The 21,179-nt window shown below is 68.4% G+C and carries 23 protein-coding genes and 2 pseudogenes; 14 read left to right on the top strand and 11 right to left on the bottom strand.

The annotated features are described in order from the left end of the window. Nucleotides 1–660, bottom strand: a 660-nt coding sequence (locus tag NBZ85_RS09505; RefSeq protein WP_261561805.1) for a helix-turn-helix transcriptional regulator, incomplete at its 3' end; no start/stop codon positions are given. A gap of 230 nt (nucleotides 661–890) precedes the next feature. Here NBZ85_RS09505 and NBZ85_RS09500 point away from each other — a divergent pair. The 3 genes from NBZ85_RS09500 (at nucleotide 891) to NBZ85_RS09490 (ending at nucleotide 2,915) form a co-directional block, all read left to right on the top strand. Continuing rightward, nucleotides 891–1,316, top strand: coding sequence for a VOC family protein (locus NBZ85_RS09500; protein WP_261556046.1), 426 nt, complete (start codon nucleotides 891–893; stop codon nucleotides 1,314–1,316). Nucleotides 1,317–1,531: 215 nt separating this feature from the next. Continuing rightward, on the top strand, nucleotides 1,532–2,566 hold the full coding sequence (locus NBZ85_RS09495; RefSeq protein ID WP_261556045.1) for an aldo/keto reductase: 1,035 nt from the start codon (nucleotides 1,532–1,534) through the stop codon (nucleotides 2,564–2,566). 4 nt (nucleotides 2,567–2,570) lie between these two features. Beyond that, complete coding sequence (locus tag NBZ85_RS09490) at nucleotides 2,571–2,915, top strand: DNA glycosylase AlkZ-like family protein (protein ID WP_261556044.1); 345 nt, start codon at nucleotides 2,571–2,573, stop codon at nucleotides 2,913–2,915. Nucleotides 2,916–3,092: 177 nt separating this feature from the next. Here the strand turns inward: NBZ85_RS09490 and NBZ85_RS09485 are convergent, their stop codons facing one another. Then, entirely contained in the window at nucleotides 3,093–3,803 is a 711-nt protein-coding gene (locus NBZ85_RS09485; protein ID WP_261556043.1) for an SDR family oxidoreductase, read from the bottom strand. Between the two features lie 90 nt (nucleotides 3,804–3,893). Continuing rightward, nucleotides 3,894–4,658 (bottom strand): oxidoreductase, encoded by a 765-nt coding sequence (locus NBZ85_RS09480; RefSeq protein WP_261556042.1) that lies wholly within the window; start codon nucleotides 4,656–4,658, stop codon nucleotides 3,894–3,896. Between the two features lie 52 nt (nucleotides 4,659–4,710). Here NBZ85_RS09480 and NBZ85_RS09475 point away from each other — a divergent pair, with 52 nt between their 5' ends. Beyond that, nucleotides 4,711–5,031, top strand: coding sequence for an ArsR/SmtB family transcription factor (locus NBZ85_RS09475; RefSeq protein WP_261556041.1), 321 nt, complete (start codon nucleotides 4,711–4,713; stop codon nucleotides 5,029–5,031). 50 nt (nucleotides 5,032–5,081) lie between these two features. Here NBZ85_RS09475 and NBZ85_RS09470 read toward each other — a convergent pair whose 3' ends face one another. Then, nucleotides 5,082–6,038 carry an NAD(P)-dependent alcohol dehydrogenase gene (locus tag NBZ85_RS09470; RefSeq protein ID WP_261556040.1) on the bottom strand — a complete coding sequence of 319 codons (957 nt, stop codon included), beginning with the start codon at nucleotides 6,036–6,038 and terminating at the stop codon, nucleotides 5,082–5,084. A 105-nt stretch (nucleotides 6,039–6,143) separates the two neighbouring features. On the opposite strand from NBZ85_RS09470, the gene NBZ85_RS09465 reads away from it, so the two are divergent. Next, on the top strand, nucleotides 6,144–6,770 hold the full coding sequence (locus tag NBZ85_RS09465; protein ID WP_261556038.1) for a TetR/AcrR family transcriptional regulator: 627 nt from the start codon (nucleotides 6,144–6,146) through the stop codon (nucleotides 6,768–6,770). A 28-nt stretch (nucleotides 6,771–6,798) separates the two neighbouring features. Here NBZ85_RS09465 and NBZ85_RS09460 read toward each other — a convergent pair whose 3' ends face one another. After that, nucleotides 6,799–7,215, bottom strand: coding sequence for a hypothetical protein (locus NBZ85_RS09460; protein WP_261556037.1), 417 nt, complete (start codon nucleotides 7,213–7,215; stop codon nucleotides 6,799–6,801). On the opposite strand from NBZ85_RS09460, the gene NBZ85_RS09455 reads away from it, so the two are divergent. The 8 genes and pseudogenes from NBZ85_RS09455 (at nucleotide 7,214) to NBZ85_RS09420 (ending at nucleotide 13,615) form a co-directional block, all read left to right on the top strand. Further along, complete coding sequence (locus tag NBZ85_RS09455) at nucleotides 7,214–8,047, top strand: helix-turn-helix transcriptional regulator (protein ID WP_261556036.1); 834 nt, start codon at nucleotides 7,214–7,216, stop codon at nucleotides 8,045–8,047. The two genes, NBZ85_RS09460 and NBZ85_RS09455, sit on opposite strands and share 2 nt — an antisense overlap. A 152-nt stretch (nucleotides 8,048–8,199) precedes the next feature. Further along, nucleotides 8,200–8,892, top strand: a complete 693-nt coding sequence (locus tag NBZ85_RS09450; protein WP_133049451.1) for an SDR family NAD(P)-dependent oxidoreductase — start codon at nucleotides 8,200–8,202, stop codon at nucleotides 8,890–8,892. Between the two features lie 90 nt (nucleotides 8,893–8,982). Next, nucleotides 8,983–9,153, top strand: a pseudogene (locus tag NBZ85_RS09445) (IS5/IS1182 family transposase); the annotation flags it as partial. Between the two features lie 245 nt (nucleotides 9,154–9,398). Next, on the top strand, nucleotides 9,399–10,622 hold the full coding sequence (locus NBZ85_RS09440) for an IS110 family RNA-guided transposase (protein ID WP_261556032.1): 1,224 nt from the start codon (nucleotides 9,399–9,401) through the stop codon (nucleotides 10,620–10,622). A 329-nt stretch (nucleotides 10,623–10,951) separates the two neighbouring features. After that, nucleotides 10,952–11,268, top strand: a pseudogene (locus tag NBZ85_RS09435) (Uma2 family endonuclease); the annotation flags it as partial. A gap of 417 nt (nucleotides 11,269–11,685) precedes the next feature. After that, a complete protein-coding gene (locus NBZ85_RS09430; protein ID WP_261561804.1) occupies nucleotides 11,686–12,471 on the top strand; it encodes an aquaporin in 786 nt (261 codons plus the stop codon). Continuing rightward, a complete protein-coding gene (locus tag NBZ85_RS09425) occupies nucleotides 12,468–13,148 on the top strand; it encodes an arsenate reductase ArsC (protein WP_261561803.1) in 681 nt (226 codons plus the stop codon). The genes NBZ85_RS09430 and NBZ85_RS09425 overlap by 4 nt, the downstream gene beginning before the upstream one ends. Nucleotides 13,149–13,204: 56 nt before the next feature. After that, on the top strand, nucleotides 13,205–13,615 hold the full coding sequence (locus NBZ85_RS09420) for an arsenate reductase ArsC (protein ID WP_261556027.1): 411 nt from the start codon (nucleotides 13,205–13,207) through the stop codon (nucleotides 13,613–13,615). A 183-nt stretch (nucleotides 13,616–13,798) separates the two neighbouring features. On the opposite strand, the gene NBZ85_RS09415 is transcribed toward NBZ85_RS09420, so the two are convergent. Continuing rightward, nucleotides 13,799–14,104: a type IV toxin-antitoxin system AbiEi family antitoxin domain-containing protein gene (locus tag NBZ85_RS09415; protein WP_261556026.1), complete on the bottom strand. Its 306-nt coding sequence runs from the start codon at nucleotides 14,102–14,104 to the stop codon at nucleotides 13,799–13,801. Between the two features lie 12 nt (nucleotides 14,105–14,116). On the opposite strand from NBZ85_RS09415, the gene NBZ85_RS09410 reads away from it, so the two are divergent. Beyond that, nucleotides 14,117–14,344, top strand: coding sequence for a hypothetical protein (locus NBZ85_RS09410; protein WP_261556025.1), 228 nt, complete (start codon nucleotides 14,117–14,119; stop codon nucleotides 14,342–14,344). A 69-nt stretch (nucleotides 14,345–14,413) separates the two neighbouring features. On the opposite strand, the gene NBZ85_RS09405 is transcribed toward NBZ85_RS09410, so the two are convergent. From NBZ85_RS09405 to NBZ85_RS09385, 5 genes are all read right to left on the bottom strand, one after another. Next, entirely contained in the window at nucleotides 14,414–15,991 is a 1,578-nt protein-coding gene (locus NBZ85_RS09405) for an LLM class flavin-dependent oxidoreductase (protein WP_261561802.1), read from the bottom strand. Between the two features lie 209 nt (nucleotides 15,992–16,200). Continuing rightward, nucleotides 16,201–17,262 (bottom strand): MBL fold metallo-hydrolase, encoded by a 1,062-nt coding sequence (locus tag NBZ85_RS09400; RefSeq protein ID WP_261561801.1) that lies wholly within the window; start codon nucleotides 17,260–17,262, stop codon nucleotides 16,201–16,203. Continuing rightward, nucleotides 17,263–18,393 (bottom strand): NAD(P)-dependent alcohol dehydrogenase, encoded by a 1,131-nt coding sequence (locus NBZ85_RS09395; RefSeq protein WP_261561800.1) that lies wholly within the window; start codon nucleotides 18,391–18,393, stop codon nucleotides 17,263–17,265. Nucleotides 18,394–18,577: 184 nt separating this feature from the next. Further along, nucleotides 18,578–20,047 (bottom strand): aldehyde dehydrogenase family protein, encoded by a 1,470-nt coding sequence (locus tag NBZ85_RS09390; RefSeq protein ID WP_261556018.1) that lies wholly within the window; start codon nucleotides 20,045–20,047, stop codon nucleotides 18,578–18,580. After that, the gene (locus tag NBZ85_RS09385) at nucleotides 20,034–21,134 is read right to left on the bottom strand and encodes an ABC transporter permease (RefSeq protein WP_261556016.1); all 1,101 of its coding nucleotides are present in this window, start codon (nucleotides 21,132–21,134) and stop codon (nucleotides 20,034–20,036) included. The genes NBZ85_RS09390 and NBZ85_RS09385 overlap by 14 nt, the downstream gene beginning before the upstream one ends. Between the last annotated feature and the right edge of the window lie 45 nt (nucleotides 21,135–21,179).

Genomic DNA, 21,179 nt, shown 5'->3' with positions numbered 1-21,179 from the left:
GCCTGTGGGGGTGCGCGGGGTGATCCGGTCGGCGCGGAAGGTGCGCCAGTCGTCGCGGTCGAGGTCCCAGGCGACGAGGTACCAGCGCCCGCCCCAGGTGACCAGGTGGTGGGGCTGCGCCCGGCGCGGCGCAGTGTCGGCGCGATCGTCGTCGCCGGCTCCCGGTGGGGATGCGGGGGTGTAGTCGAAGCGCAGCACCTCGCGGGCGTGGACGGCGGCGCTGAGTGTCATGAGCACGCTGCTGTCGACCTGTGGGTTCGGTCGGATCGTGGGCCGCTCGACCGCGGTGATCTGGAGGGTGTCGATCCGGCGACGCAGCCGTGCGGGCATGACCTGCCGGACGGTGTTCAGCGCGCGCGCCGCGGCTTCCTCGATGCCGGCACCGGTGGTGGTGGCGATCTGGAGTGCGACGGCGAGGGCGACGGCCTGCTCGTCGTCGAACAGCAACGGGGGCAGCTCCGTGCCGGCGTCGAGCCGGTACCCCCCGTCGGGGCCTTTGGTGGCCAGTACGGGATAGCCGAGCTCGCGCAGGCGGTCGACATCGCGGCGCACGGTGCGTGGGCTGATGTCCAGCCGCTCGGCCAGCAGCGCCCCCGGCCAGTCCCGACGGGTCTGGAGCAGCGAGAGCAACGACAGCAGCCGCGCTGAAGTCTTCGGCATGATCCCCATATTGCCCTGAGAAGCGGCCACTTACTGGCCGCTTCTCCTGCGACCGTGGTCACTGGGCAGGGCCAAACAAGCCGATCTTCGTGATCGTCATCGGCGGCGGGGTACCAAGCTCCGCTGTCACAGCGAACCGATCTTGCGGTCGGCACGCGTTGTAGGCGCCGCCGTCGGACCGGGATGCGTAGGACCGCCCAGCCAAGGTGAATCGAGACAGGGAGCCAGTCATGTCCGTCAACGCTGTGACCCACCTGAACTTCCGAGGTGACGCCCGCGTGGCACTCACGTTCTACCAGTCCGTGTTCGGCGGAGACGTGGTCATGGTCACCTACAAGGAGGCCGGAAACGTCCAGGACCCGTCCGAGGAAGACCAGGTGATGTGGGGCCAGGTGACCGCCGGCAGCGGCTTTTGTGTGATGGCCTACGACGTGCCCTCGCACCTGCCGTGGAACCAGGGCGAGAACGCGTTCTTCGTTTCGCTCCGAGGCGAAGCCACCGAGGAGGTCACCGCGTACTGGAAGAAGCTTTCCGACGACGCGACCGTCCTGCAGCCGCTGGAACCCGCGCGGTGGGCGCCCCTCTACGGAATGCTGAAGGACCGGTTCGGCGTCACCTGGGTCGTGGACGTCGTCAGCGAATACAACGCGTCCTGACCACCAAAGCCCGAGTGGCGGACATCCGCCGCCGGCCGACGCTCCGATAACGGCGTTCAACAACGGCCTGCTGCCCGCCAGCCGATGTCCGGCAGCAGGCCGCGGCAGTTGGTCCAGCCAGGAACGTGCCCCGCGGAGCTGCCGCCCCCGCGTTCCGCCACGACGCTGCCAGCTCCTACCAGACCAACACGCGACTCGAAGGCAAGGACATAGCAGTGAAGATGCGCGCGCTGGGGCGGACCGGTATTCAGGTCAGCCCCTACTGCCTTGGCACCATGATGTTCGGCCAGGTGGCCAACACCGACCAGGACGACTGCGTCCGGATCATCCGCCGGGCACTGGACGCGGGGATCAACTTCGTCGACACCGCCGACGTGTACGGCCCCCGCGGTGAGTCGGAGGAGATCGTCGGCGAGGCCCTGAAGGGCCGGCGCGACGACATCGTGCTAGCCACCAAGGTCAACGGCTCGATGGGTGAGGACCCCAACCGTGGCGGCAGCTCACGGCGCTGGATCGTCACCGAGGTCGAGCACTCGCTGCGGCGCCTGCAGACCGACCACATCGACCTTTACCAGATCCACCACCCCGACCCGCGGACCGACATCGAGGAGACGCTCTCCGCCCTGACCGACCTGGTACGCAGCGGCAAGGTACGCGCCATCGGCTCCTCCAACGCCCTGGCCTCGGAGATCGTCGAGGCGCAGTGGGTCGCCGACCGGCGCGGACTGCAGCGCTTCCGCACCGAACAGCCCCCGTACTCCATCCTCAACCGCGGCATCGAGCGCGAGGTCCTGCCCACCTGCCAGCGCTACGGCATGGGCACGCTGGTGTGGAGCCCGCTGGGGATGGGCCTGCTCACCGGCCGCTACCGCAAGGGCCAGCCCAAGGCGCAGAACGCGCGGATGCACTGGGTACCCCAGCACCTGACCGACGAGCGCAAGCTCGACGCCGTCGAGCAACTTCTCCCCCTGGCAGAGGAGGCCGGCCTGTCGCTGACCCACCTGGCGATGGGCTTCGCCATCACCCACCCCGGCGTCACCTCGGCCATCATCGGCCCGCGCACCATGGAGCACCTCGAGGATCTTCTGGCCGGCGCCGCGGTTACCCTCGACGACGAGGTCCTCGGCCGGATCGACCAGATCGTGGCCCCCGGAACCGATATCGGCCCGCTCGACGTGTCCCCCACCCCGCCGGCCATCACCCGCGCGGCACTACGCCGGCGATCGGCCGACGAGCGCGCCGCGGCATGACCCGATGACCGTTCTCGACACCCGGGCGCTCAACCGCGCGACGCTCGCCCGACAGTTACTGCTCGATCACGCCGACACGCCGGTCCTCGACGCCGTCGCGCACCTCGGCGGCCTGCAAGCGCAGGAACCGCAGGAACCGTTCGTCGGGCTCTGGTCCCGGCTGCGCGCGTTCGACCCGGCGATGCTCTCGGACCTGCTGACCCAGCGAAGCCTGGTACGGACCCACCTCATGCGCCGCACCGTCCACCTCCTCACCGCCGACGACGCCCTGGCCTGGCGGGGGCCCGCCACGACACCATGCTGCGCCAACGAGTACTCGGGAACTACCGCCGCGAGCTCCACGGAATAGACCTCGACGAGCTCGCCGCGGCAGGCCGGGCATGGTCTTGTCGTGGAGTCGCATTTGACAGATGCGATCATCTGGCGCCATTCATGAGGGTCTGTCACTCGGCTCGGCCGCCGCTTTTTGGTCACCCGTAGCGAGGAAACTCCGGTGATCGTGGGGTTCTGCCGTCGAGGCGGCCGGTCATATGTTCATTTCCTCGTCGAGATAGAAGCGTTCAGGTTCACTACGGTTGTTGTAGAGGTCCCAGTATGTCTCCGCGATGGCATCGGGTTGAGATTTTGGGCCGCCCTGCCCGATCCAGGCTGCGATGGCGATGTGCGCGGCGTAGACACCCTGAGGCGCGAGCGCGGAGTGGAGATTGAGTACCCAGTTACGCAGCGCGCCGCTGGCTGCGGCGATGTTGGCGAACGGCGGGTGGATCACGGGCCCGGACGAGGCACCAGTGCTGACAAGAATGGCACCCTCACGCCGGGCGAGCATGTCGGGCAGCACCTGGCGTACAGCAGTGATCGCGCCGTACAGATAATACTCGATCTGCGGCTGTACGCTCTCGACAGTCAGATTGGCCGCGTCCACGGGTGCCAACCCGGCCGTCTGCGGATCGAGCCCGGCCGTCTGCGGATCGAGCGGCGCCGGGGAGTATTCCAGGACGTCGATCGGACCGAACCGGTCCTTCGCGGCCGAGAGTGCGCCGGTCAGCGTTGCGCGGTCGGTGACGTCGGCGGCGAAGCCATGCGCTTGGATGCCGTCGGTCGCGAGGTCGTCGACCAGCAGGTTGAGTTTGTTCTGGTTGCGGGAGACAAGCGCGACGCGGAAGCCCTCCGCGCCGAACCGTCGGGCAATGGATCGGCCCAGTCCGGGGCCTGCTCCGACAATGGCAATGGTGCTCATGTGTATTTCTCCGGTGACTACTGCGGTTTAGCGATCGAAGATCGGCTACGCGTGGGTGGGCTGTCGGAGGAGGTGCCTGTCGTTGGATGTTCAGACGGTGGGGAGTAGTCCGCCGTCGATCACATGGTTGGTGCCGGTCAGGTAGCTGGCAGCGGGGGAGACGAGGAAGGTGACGAGCGCGGCGACGTCGTCGGGGGTGCCGGGGCGTTGGAGTGGGACGCTGAAGTTGGTCATGAACTGCCGGCGTGCGGTGTCGAGGTCGGTGCCGGCTTCGTCGGCGAGGGTCTGGAGCCGGGTGGCGAGGGCGGAGGTCTCGATCACGCCGGGCGAGACCAGGTTGACCCGCACGTTGCGGCGGCCGACCTCGTTGGCGAGTCCTTTGCTGTAGGTGGCCAGCGCGGCCTTGGCCGCGGCGTACGCGAGCGCGGCCGGTTGCGGCAGCCGGGCTGCGTTGGAGCCGATGTGCACGATGGCGCCGCCACCGGCGGCGATCATGCCAGGCACTACGGCGCGGTCCAGCCGGACGGCCGACAGCAGGCTGCCGTTGAGGTCGGTGAACCAGTCGGCATCGGTCATCGCCAGGACACCGTCGGGAACGCGGGTCTGGCTGGCCGCGTTGTCGACGAGGATGTCGATGCCGCCAAGGTGAGCGGCCGCCTCGGCCGCCAGCCGCTGTGGGCCGTCCGCGGTGGAGACGTCAGCCGCTACGAAGTGGCCGGGCCCGTCGTAATCGCCGCGCGATCGAGCTGACACGACGACACGGGCACCGGCGTCGCTGAGGTGCCGGGCGATGGCCGCGCCGATCCCGCGCGTACCGCCTGTGACCAGAGCCCTGGATTCCGGGAGTTCACCCACGATGGCCCCTTAATCGATAATCGTCGATGATAGGTGAGCGTAGCATCGGCGCATGCGTCGCGTCGTGCATCCCCCCGCCGAGCAGATCAACCTGGCGGAGGTGCTGTCCGCGCTGGGGGACCCGATCCGGCTTGAGATCGTGAAGGTGCTCAGCGACGGTCGGGAGCATGTGCAACCGGACTTCGTGGTGCCGGTCGGACAGTCAACGCTGAGCTATCACATGAAGACATTGCGCGACGCCGGCATCGTCTTCAGTCGACCCGAGGGCACGCGCTGCTTCGTATCGCTGCGTGCCGAGCTTGAGCAGAAGTTCCCGGGGCTTCTGGCCGCGGTCCTCCGGTCGACTCGCCCATCAGCGGCGGAACGGGCCTGAGTCGACGGATAGATCGGCTGGATACGCGCTCTCGCACCCGTGGGAACCCGCTATGAGCGCTGCATGTCGATGACGTACTTCCCGCGAACGCCGCCTGCTTCGAGTCTTCGGTGAGCCTGCGCGATGTCGGCCATCGGGAAGGCTGTGTCGATCACAGGTCGGATGCTTCCCGCCTCGACGGACTGGGCGAGTTCGGCGATCCGGTCGGCTGACGGGTTGTTGCTGAAGAGTGTGATTCGCCGGGGCGAGGCGGCGGCCCGCAGCCCTGTGCTGACCATGGACGTGATGATGCGGTCCGGGTCGAAGGCTAGCGCGATCATGCGTCCCCGCCGAGTCAGCCGTGCCCGGTAGGCGCCGAGATCGGTGCCTACCATGTCGACGATGACATCGAAACGGCCGAGGTCCTGCGGCCGGGTAGTGCGGTAGTCCAGGGCCGCGTCGACGCCGAGTTCTTTGACCCAGTCGAGGTTGCGGGCCCCGGCAAGGGCGGTGACGTGGGCGCCGAGGGCTTTGCCCAGTTGCACGGCGATGCTGCCGACACCCCCTGCGGCGCCGCGGACCAGGAGCCGCTCACCGTGTGCGAGGTGTGCCTTGTCCGTCAGGGCGGTCATGGCAGTGGTGCCCGACACCGGAAGGGCAGCGGCGTCGAGGAGACTTAGGTTCTTCGGCGCCCGGGCGAGTCGCTGCTCGGGCACGGTGACGTAGTCGGCTATCGCCCCGAAGGCGAAGTGCGGCATGAGCCCCCACACCGCGTCTCCGGCATGCCACGCGTGAACGCCGGAGCCCACCGCCGTGACGCGGCCGGCGAAGTCGCCGCCCGTACCGCGGGGGAACTTCGCACGGACGATTCTGCGCATCTTGCCCGCGCGGAAGGCGATCTCCCCCGCATCTACGCTCGCGGCGTGTACCTCGACGAGCACCTCTCCCGGTCCGGGGTGCGGCGTGGGCACCTCGTTGATGCGCAGCACCTCGGGCGGGCCAAATCGGTCGTACTGAACGACACGCATGATCTCTCCTGGCTGTCTTCCCGAACCATAAGTGGGGTGGCACCCCACTTTCTGAGGCTACGATAACCGGAGAGCCACCCCACTTGGCAGGGACGGGAGGTCACCGTGTCCGGCAACACAGCGCGACGGCCCTTGCGAGCGGACGCCCTGCGCAACTACGAACGCATCCTCGCCGCCGCCCAGGGGGCATTTGCGGCCCACGGAGCCAGCGCCTCCCTGGAGGAGATCGCCCGCCAGGCCGGGGTGGGCTCGGCAACCCTGCACCGACATTTCCCCTCCCGGCGGTCCCTGCTGGAAGTCGTCTTCCATGACCGCGTCGAAGCCCTCTGCGCCAAGGCCCAGGAGCGTGCCGAGGAGAACGAGCCCGGCGCTGCGCTCTTTTCCTGGCTAGGAGACCTCAACGCCTACGCGGCGGCCAGCCGTGGCCTGGTCGCCTCGTTGCTGCACGACGGCCGGGATACCGACCTGCTGCAGCAGAACGACAGCTGCAAAACAATGATCACCACCGCGGCCGACGAACTCCTGCGCCGGGCACGACAGGCGGGCGCCGTGCGTCCCGGCGTCCATACCGAGGACCTGCTCACGCTCGTCAGCGCCATCTCGCTCGCCACCGAGCACCCCGACGACGAACAGGCAGGCCGACTGCTGGACATCGCGATCCACGGCATCCGCCTGCATCAGCACCAGCGCGCGGCTACAAACCGTGAGACGCCCGCCCGGTTCTCCGAGTAGGGGACTGTTTCAAGATCGGGGGACTGTTTCATGGCGACACACTCTCCCGGGTCGACGACCAGGTCGTGGGTTGGCGGTGGAGGGTGAGGAGGTCGGCTTTCGTGTGGGACGGGTGGCCGGCAACCTTCGGGATCTTCGCTTCGAGCGTGTCGACGGCCCGGTCGAACTGGACGGTGACCTTGTTCGCGTCGGCCTCCGCGGTGGTCGGCAGGGCCTCAGAACCAGTCTCGTCTTGATCGTCTTCCGCTGTGGAATCAAGCCGGGGGTTGGGACCGGTGCGGAGCTGTGCGACAAGATGGCGGGCTGTGCGGGCGCCGATGTGGAGGCGTTTACGGAGAGTTTCGGCTGATATCGGTCGGCGATGAGTCCGCCAGTGCAGGGCGTCTTCGACGCGGGCCTGGCGTACCACCCAGCGGGGCAGGGTGTGCGGGAGGATGGTGCTCATGGATCAACTCGGTGCCGCGCTGCGGGCGTGGCGGGACCGGTTGGACCCCGTGACGGTGGGCTTCGCACACGGCTCACCCCGTCGGGTCCCCGGTCTGCGACGCGCGGAGCTGGCGACGCTGGCCGGTATCTCGGTCGAGTACGTGGTCCGGCTGGAGCAGGGACGGGTGGCGACACCCTCGGCGCAGGTCTGCACGGCCCTGGCTCGCGCCCTGCATCTGTCCGACGACGAGCATGCGCACCTTTTGCGCATGGCTGGTCACGCAGCGGATCCGAGCCGGGTTCCACGAATGATCCCAGGGAGCCTGTACCGGATCGTGGACCAGCTCGCCGGCAACCCGCTGGCGATCTACGACGCCACCTGGCAGTTGCTGCACTGGAATCCGCTGTTCGCGGCCACGTTCGGCGATCCCACGGTCCGCGGTGTGGGAGACCGCAACGTCCTGGTCTGGCAGTTCCTGGGTGAGCTGCCCCGGGTCCGGCAGACGGCGGCCGAGCGGGCGGCGTTCGAGGAGTCCCTCGTCGCCGACCTGCGCGCGACGACGAGCCGGTACCCCGACGATCCCGACCTCGCGGCATTGGTATCGAGGCTGGACCTCAGCCCACGGTTCTGCGAGTTGTGGAGCCGCCGAGCGGTGGGCGGTCACCAGAGTGCGCACAAACTCGTCCAGCACCCGGATGTCGGAGACATCGCCATGAACTCCGACATCCTCAACACCCAGGACACGAACCTCCGCCTCGTGGTATACACGCCGCAGCCAGGCACCGACGCCCGCAGCAAACTCGAATTCCTTGCGGCCATTGGGGTCCAGAGGATGTCTCCGCAGAAATGAAGGCCCGCGTTCCGCCTCGTCCGGTGGACCAGGCTGCTGGGTGGTACGCGCGGTACCAGGAAGTTTCGTAGCTCCCGCCAACCCTCCCGGGGACCCAGCATGGAGTGCGTGAACAGCGCACGACCGTGCTGTTCGGGCCAGGAGGAGCCAGCATGACCACCACATTCATCACCGGGGCCAACAAGTCCCTCGGTTTTGAAACCGCTCGTCGCCTCGTCGAGGCGGGGCACACCGTCCTCCTCGGTGCCCGCCACCGTGAGCGCGGTCGGGCCGCGGCCGAGTCGCTCGGCGCCCGGTTCGTTCAGATCGACGTGACCGACGACGCCTCGGTCCAGGCCGCGGCCGCGGATGTCGCCGCGCATGAGGGAACGATCGACGTCCTGGTCAACAACGCCGGCGTCCTCGGCAAGGTCGGCCCCGTCGAGGAGTACACCGCGGCCGACGTGAGCGCCGTGCTCGACGTGAACGTCGTCGGGATCGTGCGCGTCACGCACGCCTTCCTCCCGCTGCTGCGCACGTCGCCGAACCCCGTCATCGTCAACGTGTCCAGCGGGATGGGCTCCTTCAGCATGACCCAGGACCCGGCGCGGATCGAGTCGCAGTATGCCCTGCCCCTCTACTGCGCCTCGAAGGCCGCGGTCACGATGCTCACGACGCAGTACGCCAAGGAACTGAAGGACGTGAAGGTCAACGCCGCGGACCCCGGCCAGACCGCGACCGACTTCACCGGCGGCCTCGGACACAGCGTCGCCGACGGCGCAGAGTCCATCGTGACCCTCGCGACGATCGGCCCGGACGGGCCGACGGGACAGTTCATCGACCGATCCGGGAACCTCCCGTGGTGAACCTGCCCTGAACTCAGGGTCGGTCGACCCGCCGCCCTGCGCGTACCTCATGCTCGTAATCTCTACGCTCAGTGATCACGAAGGACGGCCGTGCCCGCGCTGCCGGCTTGCCTGCTCGAACCCCTGTGGGACCAGTTCGCCGCGCTCCTCCCCGTCCGGGAGGAGTTCGTCGTCGGCCACCCGCTGGGTTGTCACCGCCGCCGGATCCCCGACCGAACCGTCTTCGAGCACGTCGTGCTTGCGCTGGTCCATGGTTCCGGCGGCACTAATGGGACGTACCGGGTCGCGGTACGGCCGGCTCGGTGCCGGTAGCTGCCGGTGGGTGAGCACTCTTGGGCGCAGGGCCTGCGAGCCCTAGCAACAGACCGTGCCCCTGCCGGCGGTCGGGAGAGCGAACTACCGATGGGATGTCGTGGCCGTCGATCGTGACGTGACCATTTGACCATTAGGGCGTGGCCGATCTCCCGTGGGCTGCTGGTTGTGCTGCCGGTGCGGAGGAGGCTTGGGTGCTGTTCGTCGGGGACGACTGGGCGGAAGATCACCACGATGTGGAGGTGCAGGACGAGACCGGTCGGCGGCTGGTGAAGGCGAGGTTGCCGGAAGGGCTGGTCGGGATCACCCGGTTGCACGAGTTCGTCGGTGTGCACCTGGCCGAGGATGCCGGCCCGGACCAGGTCGTGGTCGGGATCGAGACGGATCGCGGTCCGTGGGTGTCGGCGCTGGTCGCGGCGGGCTACCAGGTGATCGCGGTCAACCCGCTGCAGGCCGCCCGCTACCGGGAGCGGTACTCCACGTCCGGGGCCAAGAGTGACGCCGGTGACGCCCACGCGCTCGCGGACATGGTCCGCACCGACCGCCACCAGCTGCGCCAGGTCGCCGGCGACGGCGACCTGGCCGAGGCGGTGAAGGTCACCGCGCGGGCACATCAGACGCTCATCTGGGATCGCACGCGCCAGGTCCTGCGGCTGCGCGCCGCACTGGTCGAGTCGTTTCCCGCCGCGGTTGCGACCTTCGACGACCTGGCCGCCGCCGATACGTTGGAGCTGCTCGCCAAGACGCCGACTCCGGACATGGCCCGCCGCCTGACCGTCGCGCAGATCTCCGCCGCTCTCAAGCGGGCCCGCCGCCACGACATCGCGGAGAAGTCACGCAGGATCCGGGCCGCTTTCCAGGCCGGTCAGCTGCCGGTCCGCCCTGCCACGGCCGCTGCCTACGGCGCGGTCGTGCGCGCCCAGACCGCGCTGATCAGCGCGCTCAACATCGAGATCGACCGGCTTGGTGAGCAGGTCGGTGCCCATTTTGGCCAGCACCCGGACGCTGAGATTCTGCGTTCCCAGCCTGGCCTGGGACCGGTCCTCGCAGCCCGGGTGCTCGCCGAGTTCGGAGACGACCCGAAGCGCTGTGCCGACGCGAAGTCGCGGAAGAACTACGCCGGGACCAGTCCCATCACCCGCGCCTGCGGGAGGAAGACGGTCGTGATGGCCCGCTACGCCCGTAACAGCCGGCTCGCCGACGCCCTGCACCAGCAGGCCTTCTGCGCCCTGAGAGCCTCACCCGGTGCCCGCGCCTACTACGACCAGATCCGCGCCCGCGGCACCGGCCATCACGCCGCGCTCCGCCAGCTCGCCCATCGCCTCGTCGGCATCCTCCACGGCTGTCTGAAGACCCGCACCCCCTACAAAGAAGCAACCACATGGCCACAGAAAGTCACACTCGGCACCGCCGCTTGACAACCAAAAAACATGGGATGTCTGTTGCGTTCCGGAGAAGCGAAGGTGTTGCGAGCGGCGATTGCCCTCGGGTTCGTGTCTTCGGCCTGCTGAGGCCGTAGACGGTCAGTCTGGCCTCCCGGATCCGGTCGCCAGGAGTGGGTGCGCTCCTCAGGCCAGCGGTTGCCGACCTGGATCGGGGCCTTGACGCCGGTCCAAGCTCAAGATAGTCAACGAAGTTGACGAAGTCCCAACAAGTTTACGATCATGAAATCCGGGGGCGCGACACCGACGGCGGAGCCGGTCCTCGACTGCCGGGACCTGGATGGGCTGTCGGTGCGGACGATGCATGCCGGCGGCCGGACGTGGTCGTGTACCGGGTCGACACGATCGACATCATGCCGGCGTGTCCCGAGCACATCCTGCTCGTCGTCGAGGTCGTCTCGCCCGGTTCGGAGACGACCGACCGGATTGTGAAAGCCGAGCAGTACGCGAGGGCGGGCATCTCGTACTACTGGCGGGTCGAGCAGTCTCGGCCGGCGCCCCGGTCGTCCACACCTACGTCCTCGACCCGGCTGCCGGTTCTCACCGTGCCGGTGAGGTCTTCACGGACGTCGTTGATGCCGTTGCGCCGTTCCCGGTCGAGATCGATCTTGACAGGCTGTAGCGACGTCGACCAGATGTTGCCGAGTCCGAATCCGAGTTGAGTCGGAGACACAGTCCTGTGCATGGCGCATGATCGACCAAGGGGGCGGGCGCCACGAGCTCGTGGCGCCCGCCCCCGGAAACCTGGCGAGCAGCGTCGGGTAGCTCCTGAACCCCTACCCGAACGTCAAAGGATCACCAGTACGACGCGCCCAGCGGGACCGCGTTGCCGGTGGCGAAGAAGTCATGCCACTTCACCGCGGTGCCGACGAACCCCTGTCTACACGGTCCTCGCCGACATCGCCGAGAGCACCGGCACCCAGCTGCGGACCGTCGAGCCGGGCGACGGCCCCGGTTCCGCCTGTGACTGCGGGCCGGTCTGCGCCCCCACGATGACGATCGAACCGGCACCCGCCGGCGCGACCCGCTGACACCGGACGTGGCGGACAACGGGGCGAGCCAGCCACCGCTCGTACGGCGGCTGGCCGCCGAAACGGTGGGCAGCATGCTGCTCGCCGCCCTGGTCATCGGGTCGGGCATCGCCGCGCAGCAGCTCAGCCCCGACCAGACCGGCCTGCAACTGGTGGAGAACGCCGCGGCGACTGCCGCCGGCCTCTACGCGATCATCCTCATGGTCGGGCCGATCTCCGGGGCGCACTTCAACCCGGTGGTGACCGCGGTGGACGCCGCGTTCGGCGGGTTGTCGTGGCGGGACGCCGCCGCCTACCTGCCGGCCCAGGTCGCGGGTTGCATCGCGGGGGCGGTGCTGGCGAACCTGATGTTCGACCAGTCGGCCGTATCGATCTCGACGCACCATCGGGCGTCCGGGTCGCATCTGCTCGCTGAGGTCGTCGCGACCGCCGGCCTCTTCCTCCTGATCTTCGCCCTGGTGCGGTCCGGGCGCGGCGAACGGGCACCGGCCGCGGTCGGCGCGTACATCGGCGCCGCGTACTGGTTCACCAGTTCCACCAGTTTCGCGAACCCCGCGATCAGCGTCGGGCGGATGTTCTCCGACACCTTCGCCGGGATCGCGCCTGCCTCCGTACCGGCGTTCATCGCCACGCAGGCCGCCGGCGGGCTGGTCGGGTACGGCCTGGTCCGGCTGTTCTACCCACCCACCGCGACCGCCCCGGCGCAGGCCGCCCAGGTCCTGCTCCCGCACACGGACACGGCCGCCGCGGCGAACGGTGCCGCCCAGCCACGTCTTCCTGGAGGTGTCTCATGACCGATTTCGACAGCGCTACCGGCGTCGGCGGCTTACCGGGTCTGGACCCGGCGACCGCACGGGCGCTGTCCGCGAGTGCGGCCCGGCTCGCCTACGACACCACCTTCGCCGCGAGCGAGGTCGAGGAGGTGCTCCTCGACTCCTACCGCCAACTCGCCCGCACCGCCCGGGTCACCCTGTACCTCCCGACCCTGGCAGAACGCCTGACCCGGGAACGCCTCGAAGCCCTCGGTGCGACCCGCGGACTGATCGCCAAGCGGGTCCCCGAGGTGCTGTTCGTCTGCGTCCGCAACGCCGGCCGCTCACAGATGGTCGCCGCGCTGACCCGGCACTACGCCGGGACCGCGCTGGACATTCGTACCGGCGGCTCCGACCCGGGTGAGCGCATCCATCCCGAGGTGGTCGCGGCGATGAAGGACATCGGTCTGAGCCTGGACGAGGAGTTCCCCAAGCCGCTGACCGACGACATCCTGGCCGCCGCCGACGTCGTCATCACCATGGGCTGCGGGGACCGCTGCCCCTACGTCCCCGGCAAACGCTACGAGGACTGGCCCATCGAGGACCCCGACGGCGCTCCCGCCGACCAGGTTGCCGCCGTCCGCGACGACATCGACCACCGGGTCCGCGGGCTGATCTCCAGCATGCTCCCCGACCTCACCCTGCCCAACCCACGCTAAACCTCAGACGCCACCGCGGCCCGGCCGCGCAGGCTCACTGGAGAAAGGACCTGTCTGTGTCCGAGAAGCCCTCGGTCCTGTTCGTCTGCGTCCACAACGCCGGCCGTTCCCAGATGGCCGCCGGCTGGCTCACCCACCTCGCCGAAGGCCGGATCGAGGTCCGTTCCGCCGGCTCCATGCCCGCCGACCAGATCAACCCCACCGCCGTCACCGCGATGACCGAAGTCGGCATCGACATCACCGCCGAAACACCGAAGATCCTCACCGTCGAGGCCGTCCAGGCCTCCGACGTGGTCATCACCATGGGCTGCGGCGACGCCTGCCCCGTCTTCCCCGGCAAACGCTACGAGGACTGGAAACTCGACGACCCCGCCGGGCAGGGCATCGACGCGGTCCGCCCCATCCGCGACGACATCCGCGCCTGCATCGAGAAGCTGATCGGCGAGCTCCTACCCGCCGGCAGCTGACACCCGGGCCACACCACACACGGCCGCTCCCACCGAACAGGGGCCGCACGGCGGGCGGCGTTCTGCAGGTCCAGATAGGCACGGCCGTCGGCGGTGGCACGGGTGGGGCGGCTCGGGGTCATACGAGGATCTCCAGGGTGCGACGCCGCCGGCGCAGCGTGGCGGGGAAGTATGCGGCGACGGTCAGCAGGCCGGCGGGGTGGTTGCCTGGCTGGCGGAGCCAGCGTTGAGGGCCTCGACGGCGGTTTCCTCGCCTTCCAGGTAGCTGCGGCGGAAGACGTCGACGATCGTCCGCTCCGGCGAGTAGACCGCCGCGTCGACCCCGCCGACCGGCAGTGCGACCCGGCCGACCTCGAAGGTCTGCTGGGCGAAGTGGTGCCAGGTCACGTGGGGGAAGCCCGCTGGCGGCCGGACGCAGCGGGGCAACGCGATGTCGTGGGAGGCGGAGATGTCGTCGCTGAGCCCGTGACGCGCCAGCGCGCTGGCCAAGCAGAGCGTGGCGTGCTGCTCGAACCGGTAGCCGCGGTCGCGGTGGCGCTCACGTCCTGTGCCGGCGTGACGCCGCAGCTGTTGGACGAGACCTCCGGCACCGGGGCCCCGCCGCTGTCCTGGGGTACCGGTCTGACCGGCGTAGCCGCAGCGGGCGAGCACTTCCTCGCGCTCTGGAACCCCGCCGGCCGGTCGGCTCCCGGGACTGCGCCGAGTCTGCGTGTGCTATTGGAGCCCTGACAGCACCTCCGGTCGGCGAGCCACACAGGACCACGCTTCGCCGGCCTGCCGCCGTGGCCCCGATTCTGGCTAGATCTGTCCGGGGAAGAAACCGTGGCGGGCAAGCGGTTCGAGGATTTCTCGTTCTTCATAGGACAGGTGTGAGAGCAGGGTGTCGGTGAGAACGTCGACGGCTTCCTGTAGTTCGGTGAGGTCGTCTGGTTGGCCGGATCGGCCGATGATGCGGACGAGGGCTGTGTCGACGCCTTCGAGTACTTCGTGGATGACGAGGTGTTCGGCCTCGAGGCGGTCGATGACCGGAGCCAGGTCGGCGTCGGACCTGCGCAGGTGCGGGAAGATCTGAGCGTCTTCCAATGCATGGTGCTGGGTCACGACGCGGCAGTAGGACGCGCAGTAGGCGCCGAGGGTCCAGTCGTTCTGGCGCAGCGTCATCATGTTGATCATTGACCGGGCATCGCCCACGGCGAGCGTGCCCTGGATGACCTGCCCGATGACGTCGCGAACGTTGGCAAGTTCCTGTCGCAGGTTGTCGTGGACGTCGACCAGGTGGTGGCCCACGGCTTGTGCTCTCGGGCTGTAGACGTGACCCTCTGGTGCGGGCGGTCCGACGGGGCGGGTCGATTCGTCCCAGAGCGTCGCGCCGCTGCGCCGGGCGCCGTCGTCCGGGGTGGGCGTCGTCGCGAAGACCGTCGATCCCGGCGGCGTCGTGTCGACAGGCCGGACCGGGCTGGGGGACTTCGGGGGCCGGCCGGAGTCGGACCGTTCAGCCTGGACCATCTCGCGTACGGCGGGCGCAATCTCGTAGGCGTACCTTTCGACCATTGCTGGGTCGTCGGTGCCCAGGATGAAGCCGGAGATGCCGTACTCGAGCGTGAGGCCGGCCAGCTCTTCGACCCATTGGTCCGGGGGACCGTCCAGAAAGCCGTTGCTGGAGGAGGAGAATCGGCCCGCGATGTTGAGCAGACGCCGGACGGCGCGGGGATCACGCCCCGCGGCTTTCGCGCCCTCGTCGACTTGGGCGTTGGACGCGGCGAGATCGGTCGGCCCCCCGGGCAGGTAGGCCAGCGAGGGCAGCCACCCGTCCGCGACGTGACCGGTCAGGTGCAGCATCCGCGGCTTGTAGGCCCCGAGCCAGATGCCGATGTCATGCGCCGGTGCCGGCCCGCGCTTGGCACCGACCACCCTGTAGAAGTCGCCCTCGACCCGCACCCCGCCGGCACGCTGCGCGTCCCACACGCCGCGGATGACGTCGATGGCTTCCGCCAGAGCGACGACCGATTGCGCCGGACTCAGACGTCTGCCACCGGCCGCTTCGATCGCGTCCCAGAATGCGCCGGCGCCCAGTCCCAGTTCGACCCTTCCCCCGGTGAGCAGGTCAAGGCTCGCGGCGGCGCGGGCCACGACAACGGGCTGCCGTAGCGGGAGATTCAGCACGTTGGCTGTCAGGGAGATTCGCTCGGTCCGTGCCGCTATGTAGGACATCAGGGTCCAGGTGTCGTGGAAGCCCGGCTGGTACGGATGATCCTGGAAGGTGGCCAGATCGAGCCCGGCCCGGTCCGCAAGCGCAGCCAGCTCGACTGGTGCACCGGCCGGCCGGTTCGCCGGGCTGATGAATGTCCCGAAGAGTAGGTCGTGCCCGTAGTCCATCGTCCATGCTCCCGATTGTCGATATGTCGATCATCGCCGCGGAACCGTCCCGCCACCGGATCAGGAAACCGCGCTGTGGGGCGGCCACCGCTGCCTTCTCGTTGTTCCGAACAGGCAGCGCATGCTCGTCGGGTGGCCGCCCCACTTGCCGTGCAGTCGCTTACATCCACGACTGCTGGTACCACAGATCACAAACTACGGCCGCGGTACTAGACGATGTACTCGGGGCCGCCCGCACCGCGCTGCTGGTAACCGTTGTGAGTCCGTTCGAGCCGAGTGGCTTCGACCACCGTGTACGCGTGGTTCTTGGTCCACACGGTCGCGCCGGCGAGCCGCTCGGGCCACTTCTGACCGTTGGAGGTGACCTTGTTCAGCGTTTTCTCCGTGGCGTAGTTCACCATCGAGTTGATCCAGTTTTCGGTGCCGACGAGAACTTGATCAGCACTCAAGGAGGCGTAGAATTCCATTCTTGCGTCCATGGTGCTGCTCATCTCGGCGATGGCCTCGTCGGCGGATGACTGGAGGTCGTGGAAGTACTCGCGCGACGTGATGACGTCCTCACGTGTCCCGTACCGCATGATGTGGCCGCCAACGAGCGCGTTGAAGTCGTACTCCAGGATCTGGTCGTGAGCCTGAAGCCATCCGCTGATGTTCTCCGAGGCGTCGCAGTACATGAATGTCACCGAACCCGGGCTGACAATATCGATCTTCGTGAGTACCTTCTGCCTCGGGGCGTAGATGTAGATGTTGCCGGGGCAGTGATCCGCGCCCTTGTACGACAGTTCAAGCCGCACGCCGCCTACGTCCAGGGTCTCATCGGTCGAGAACGTCTCGGTCGGCAGCGGCCGCAGCGGGTCGGGAAAGCGGGCCAGCAGCTCACGGGTGATCTCGTGCGCGACGATCTTGACATCCGGCCCGTACATCGCGGCAGCGCCGATGTGATCGGAATGCCAGTGACTGTAGATCACGTGGGTGACCGGCTCGTCCGTGACCGACTCGATGGCCGCCAGCATGTTCTCGCCCAGGGTGGGCGGGGCGTCGATGGCGATGACGCCGCTTCCCGTCGTCACGAATGCCGCGTCGTAGCCGCTGGGACTGGTCACCCAGTGCACGCCGTCTCCGAGCTCCTCGACGTGATATCCCTTCTCGTAGAACTTGGGATCGCTGAGGTGTTCAGGCTGGAACTGCTTCGGGGACGGCGCGTGATCCTCGGGGCTTGCCTTGGAAAAACCCCACGGACCGATTTCGTAGAAATCTCCGTACTTACCCATCTACTTTGCTCCCTTGTTTGTGATGTCATCCGCCGCGATGCGAAGGATGGGCTTGATGACGCCGCCGCCCGCTGCGGCGTCAAAGGCATCGTTGATGTCCTCGAAGTCGTAGAAGCGAACCAGCCGGTCGAACGGGAACTGACCGGACCGATACATCTGGATGAGCTGTGGAATGAACAGCTGTGGGATCGCGTCGCCCTGGACGATCCCGCGTATCGACTTTCCGAGCGCGAGCATCGATACCGCTACGGTGGCCTCTGGGCCGCCGGCGGCGACCAGCCCGATCTGCCCCATCGGCGCCAGTGCCTCGACAGCATGCTGGAGCATGTCGTTGCGGCCGGTGGTGTCGAAAACATAGTTGGCGCCCCTGCCCGTGATCCGTCTGAGCTCGCCGGCGACGTCTACCTGACGCGCGTGGAGCGTGTGGGTAGCGCCCAGTTCCGCGGCCAGTGCGAGGCGTTCGGGGTTCACGTCGACGCCCACGATGGTGCCCGCGCCCGCGGCATGGGCCGCCATCACGGCGGCGAGCCCGACGGCGCCCGTGCCGAGAACGGCGATCGACGCTCCCGCCGGAACACGCAGGGAGTTCAATACGGCGCCGGCACCGGTCTGCAGACCACAACCCAGAGGTCCAAGCAGCTCCAGCGGGACGTCGTCGGGCACCTTCACGGCATTGCGCTCCGTCGCGAGTGCGTGCGTCGCGAAGGACGATTGACCGAAGAAATGCCCGTGAATCTCGCCGCTCGGGCGCGCACCGCGGTGCAGTCCACGGGTGCCGTCAAGCCGCAACCCGGAGAAGTTGGCGGCCATTGCGTGGTCGCAATATGGCGAGTGACCGCGCAGGCACGGCTCGCAGTGCCCGCATGACTGGTAGGACATGACGACGTGATCGCCCGGCTTCAACGTCGTGACGCCGGCACCGACGCGCTGGACGATCCCCGAACCCTCGTGGCCCAGGACCACCGGGAGCGGAGTCGGGATGTGCTGATGCCAGACATGAGCGTCGGTTTGGCAGATTCCAGCGGCGATCATCTTGACCAACACCTCGTCGTGGCGGGGTTCGTCAAGGTCGATTTCCTCGATCAGGAGCGGCTTGGACGTTTCCTCGGCGATGGCTGCGCGAATCCGCATGAGAAGACCTCCGCCTACTTCTCACGTGGTCGGGCGACAGCGGACATCGAGTGGATCATGATTACCTCCGTGGTTGGCGTGCGCGTACCGATGGCGCGGCTGCCGCGTGCTGGGCGTCGCCTGATCCGACGGCGCGGACGGTTCGTGGTCGTCCCGCGGCGTGCCCAGCAGCGTGAGCGTGCGTTCACAGCCGGGGGGCCGGGTGGACGACGTGCTTGATCTCCTGGAATTCCTCCAGACCGCGTATCCCGTGGTGCCGTCCAACGCCGCTCTGCTTGAAGCCCCCTTCTTCCATCTGGTCGAAGATCGCGGCCCAGGTGTTCGACCAGATGGTGCCGGCATCGAGCTCGCGGCCGACGCGCAGCGGCCGGTCCACGTCGCGGCTCCAGACGCTCGCCGCCAGGCCGTACTCGGTGGCGTTGGCGCGGGCGACGGCGTCCGCCTCGGTGTCGAAGACCTCGAACGTGGCGACGGGGCCGAAGACCTCCTGCTGGACGATGGGCTGGCTCACGTCGTCGACCTCGACCAGGCTGGGGCGGCAGAACGCCCCTGCGGCCAGCGGCCCTGTGGTGACCCGGCCGCCGCGGACGAGGATCTTGGCGTAGGCGGCCGCGTCAGCGACAATCTGGTCGACGCGGTCGGCGTTGGCCTGGTCGATCAGCGGGCCCATGTCGCTGGCGGGGTCGTCGCCCGCGCCGACGCGAACAGCCTCCAGCGCGGCCGAGAGCCGGGTGCGCAGCTCGTCGGCGATGCCGCGCTGGACCAGTACGCGGCTGCCGGTCATGCAGAACTGGCCGGTGAAGGTGATGATCGCCGCAGTCAGGACCGGGACGGCCGCATCGAGGTCGGCGTCGTCGAAGACGATCATCGGCGTCTTGCCGCCCAGCTCCAGGGAGGTGCCCTTCAGCGTCCCCGCGGCATCGGCCATGATGGCTCGCCCGGTTCTGGTGCTGCCGGTGTAGCTGATCACGTCCACCCCCGGGTCTGAGACGATCAGTCGGGCGCCACGGCTGCCGGATTCGGTGAACGCGTTGAATACCCCCGGAGGTAGGGACTTGGTGGCGTTGACGATCTCGTAGAGCAGACCGTTGGTCAGACCGGTCTGGCCGGGCAGCTTCATCGCGATGGTGCAGCCCGCGGCAAGGGCGGGCGCGAAGGAGCGGACAGCCAACACCACCGGTGAGTTCCAGGGGGCGATCACGCCGGCCACCCCGGCAGGCTGCCGCAACGTCATCGAGTAGATGCCTGGCTTGACCTCGGCGGCGCGGCCCGACTCGGTGAGAGCCAGCGCACCGTAGTAGCGGAGCTTCGGGATAGACGCGTCGACCTCGAAGCCGGCCTCGGCCAGGGTCTTGCCGTTCTCGCGGGAGAGCCGTGCGACCAGTTCGTCGCGTCGCTCGGCCAGCCGGTCGGCCATCTCCAACAGTGCCTGGGCGCGCAGTTCGCGGTTGCGCGTCCAGTCGCCTGTCGCAAAGGCATTGCGGGCCGCGTCGATGGCTGCGCGTGCCTCATCGGCTCCGCCGTCGGCAAAGACGCCGAGCACCGCTCCGGTGGCGGGGTTGATCGACGGGGTGTTCTTGGAGGAGTCGGTCCAGACGCCGCCGATGAGATTGCGGGCGTGGGTCTGGGTCTGGCTTTGGTCAATGGAGGACATCGGAGGTGTCTCCCTGTGTTGTCGGTGCTTTCTTGTTGTCCGGGAGAGCTTTGTTGCCCGGGAGAGCACAGAACAGACCTGTGGCGACAAAGATCCACCCGCAGAGGACGGCGATGCCGCTGCCCAGGCCGTCGTGCTGGAAGTAGGCCAAGCCGTTGATGGCGCGCACGCCGACACCGACGGGAAGGACGGAAGAAAGCGGTTGCAGCCAGGCCGGCAGAAAGTCCGGGGGAAGACTGCCGCCACTGGTCGCATTACCGAGGATCATGAACACCACGGCGCCGATGCCGGACCCGGCCACGCCGAGGCCGCGGACCAGCAGCATGGTGGAGGCGCCGACGGCCGCAGCCACCAGCGCGACCACACCGGCGACGCCGAGGAACGGTGCCGGCAGAACGTCGAACCCGGTTCGCCCAACGACGAGGGCGATGGTCAAGCCCCCGAGCGCGCTGAAGGTGGCGAGGCTGACCAGACGCTGTGCGACCGTGATGCGGGGCGCCAACTGGAACGTCATGATCCCGAACAGGTATCCGGCCATCACCAGGCCGAAGGTGGTGTAGAAAACGACCAACCCACGGGTGTCGCGCGGCGATGCCGGTACGACGTCGACTGCCTCCAATGGACGGCCGCCCGCTCGGGCCACGTCGGTGAAGGCCGTGGTGACAACGGAGGTCACGGAGGAGCCGTGGGCTCCGGCATAGAGCAGTTGAGGCACGTCACCGGCGGGGACGTAGGCCGCGAAGAGGTCTCCGTGCTTGACAGCGGAGCGGGCAGACGCGGCGTCTGCCAACGCCCGGATCTGGAACGCTCCCGGCTGCTGGGCGGACAGCCGCGCCCCCACCTGCGCCGCGCCGGCCGTGGATCCGACGACCCCGACCGGCAGGTCGTGTGGTCTCGGAGCATGGAACGAGGCGAGATAGACGCTGATGAAGATCGCGCCGATGACCAGCGCGAAGGCCACGGGTACGAACATCGCGGCGGCTGCGGCCAGTCCTGCGCGTGGGGCGGAAGCGTCTTGCGGGTGGCTGTCGGGGGACTGCTCCACCCGGCGGGGGCTGCCGGGTGGAGTGCGGGTCGGGTTGACCATGGATCGATCGTGGGCTCGGTGGAGCCTCCGGGGGAGACCGGGGCG

The sequence above is a fragment of the Frankia tisae genome (assembly GCF_025403405.1).
Taxonomy (GTDB): domain Bacteria; phylum Actinomycetota; class Actinomycetes; order Frankiales; family Frankiaceae; genus Frankia; species Frankia tisai.
This window is presented reverse-complemented; position numbering and strand designations above follow the sequence as displayed.

Bases quoted from the DNA above. Each gene is read 5' to 3' on its own strand.
- NBZ85_RS09395 (WP_261561800.1), bottom strand. From the start codon at position 18,393: ATGCGGATTCGCGCAGCCATCGCCGAGGAAACGTCCAAGCCGCTCCTG.
- NBZ85_RS09390 (WP_261556018.1), bottom strand. From the start codon at position 20,047: ATGTCCTCCATTGACCAAAGCCAGACCCAGACCCACGCCCGCAATCTC.
- NBZ85_RS09460 (WP_261556037.1), bottom strand. From the start codon at position 7,215: ATGAGCACCATCCTCCCGCACACCCTGCCCCGCTGGGTGGTACGCCAG.
- NBZ85_RS09450 (WP_133049451.1), top strand. From the start codon at position 8,200: ATGACCACCACATTCATCACCGGGGCCAACAAGTCCCTCGGTTTTGAA.
- NBZ85_RS09425 (WP_261561803.1), top strand. From the start codon at position 12,468: ATGACCGATTTCGACAGCGCTACCGGCGTCGGCGGCTTACCGGGTCTG.
- NBZ85_RS09405 (WP_261561802.1), bottom strand. From the start codon at position 15,991: ATGGACTACGGGCACGACCTACTCTTCGGGACATTCATCAGCCCGGCG.
- NBZ85_RS09500 (WP_261556046.1), top strand. From the start codon at position 891: ATGTCCGTCAACGCTGTGACCCACCTGAACTTCCGAGGTGACGCCCGC.
- NBZ85_RS09485 (WP_261556043.1), bottom strand. From the start codon at position 3,803: ATGAGCACCATTGCCATTGTCGGAGCAGGCCCCGGACTGGGCCGATCC.
- NBZ85_RS09400 (WP_261561801.1), bottom strand. From the start codon at position 17,262: ATGGGTAAGTACGGAGATTTCTACGAAATCGGTCCGTGGGGTTTTTCC.
- NBZ85_RS09490 (WP_261556044.1), top strand. From the start codon at position 2,571: ATGACCGTTCTCGACACCCGGGCGCTCAACCGCGCGACGCTCGCCCGA.
- NBZ85_RS09385 (WP_261556016.1), bottom strand. From the start codon at position 21,134: ATGGTCAACCCGACCCGCACTCCACCCGGCAGCCCCCGCCGGGTGGAG.
- NBZ85_RS09455 (WP_261556036.1), top strand. From the start codon at position 7,214: ATGGATCAACTCGGTGCCGCGCTGCGGGCGTGGCGGGACCGGTTGGAC.
- NBZ85_RS09470 (WP_261556040.1), bottom strand. From the start codon at position 6,038: ATGCGTGTCGTTCAGTACGACCGATTTGGCCCGCCCGAGGTGCTGCGC.
- NBZ85_RS09475 (WP_261556041.1), top strand. From the start codon at position 4,711: ATGCGTCGCGTCGTGCATCCCCCCGCCGAGCAGATCAACCTGGCGGAG.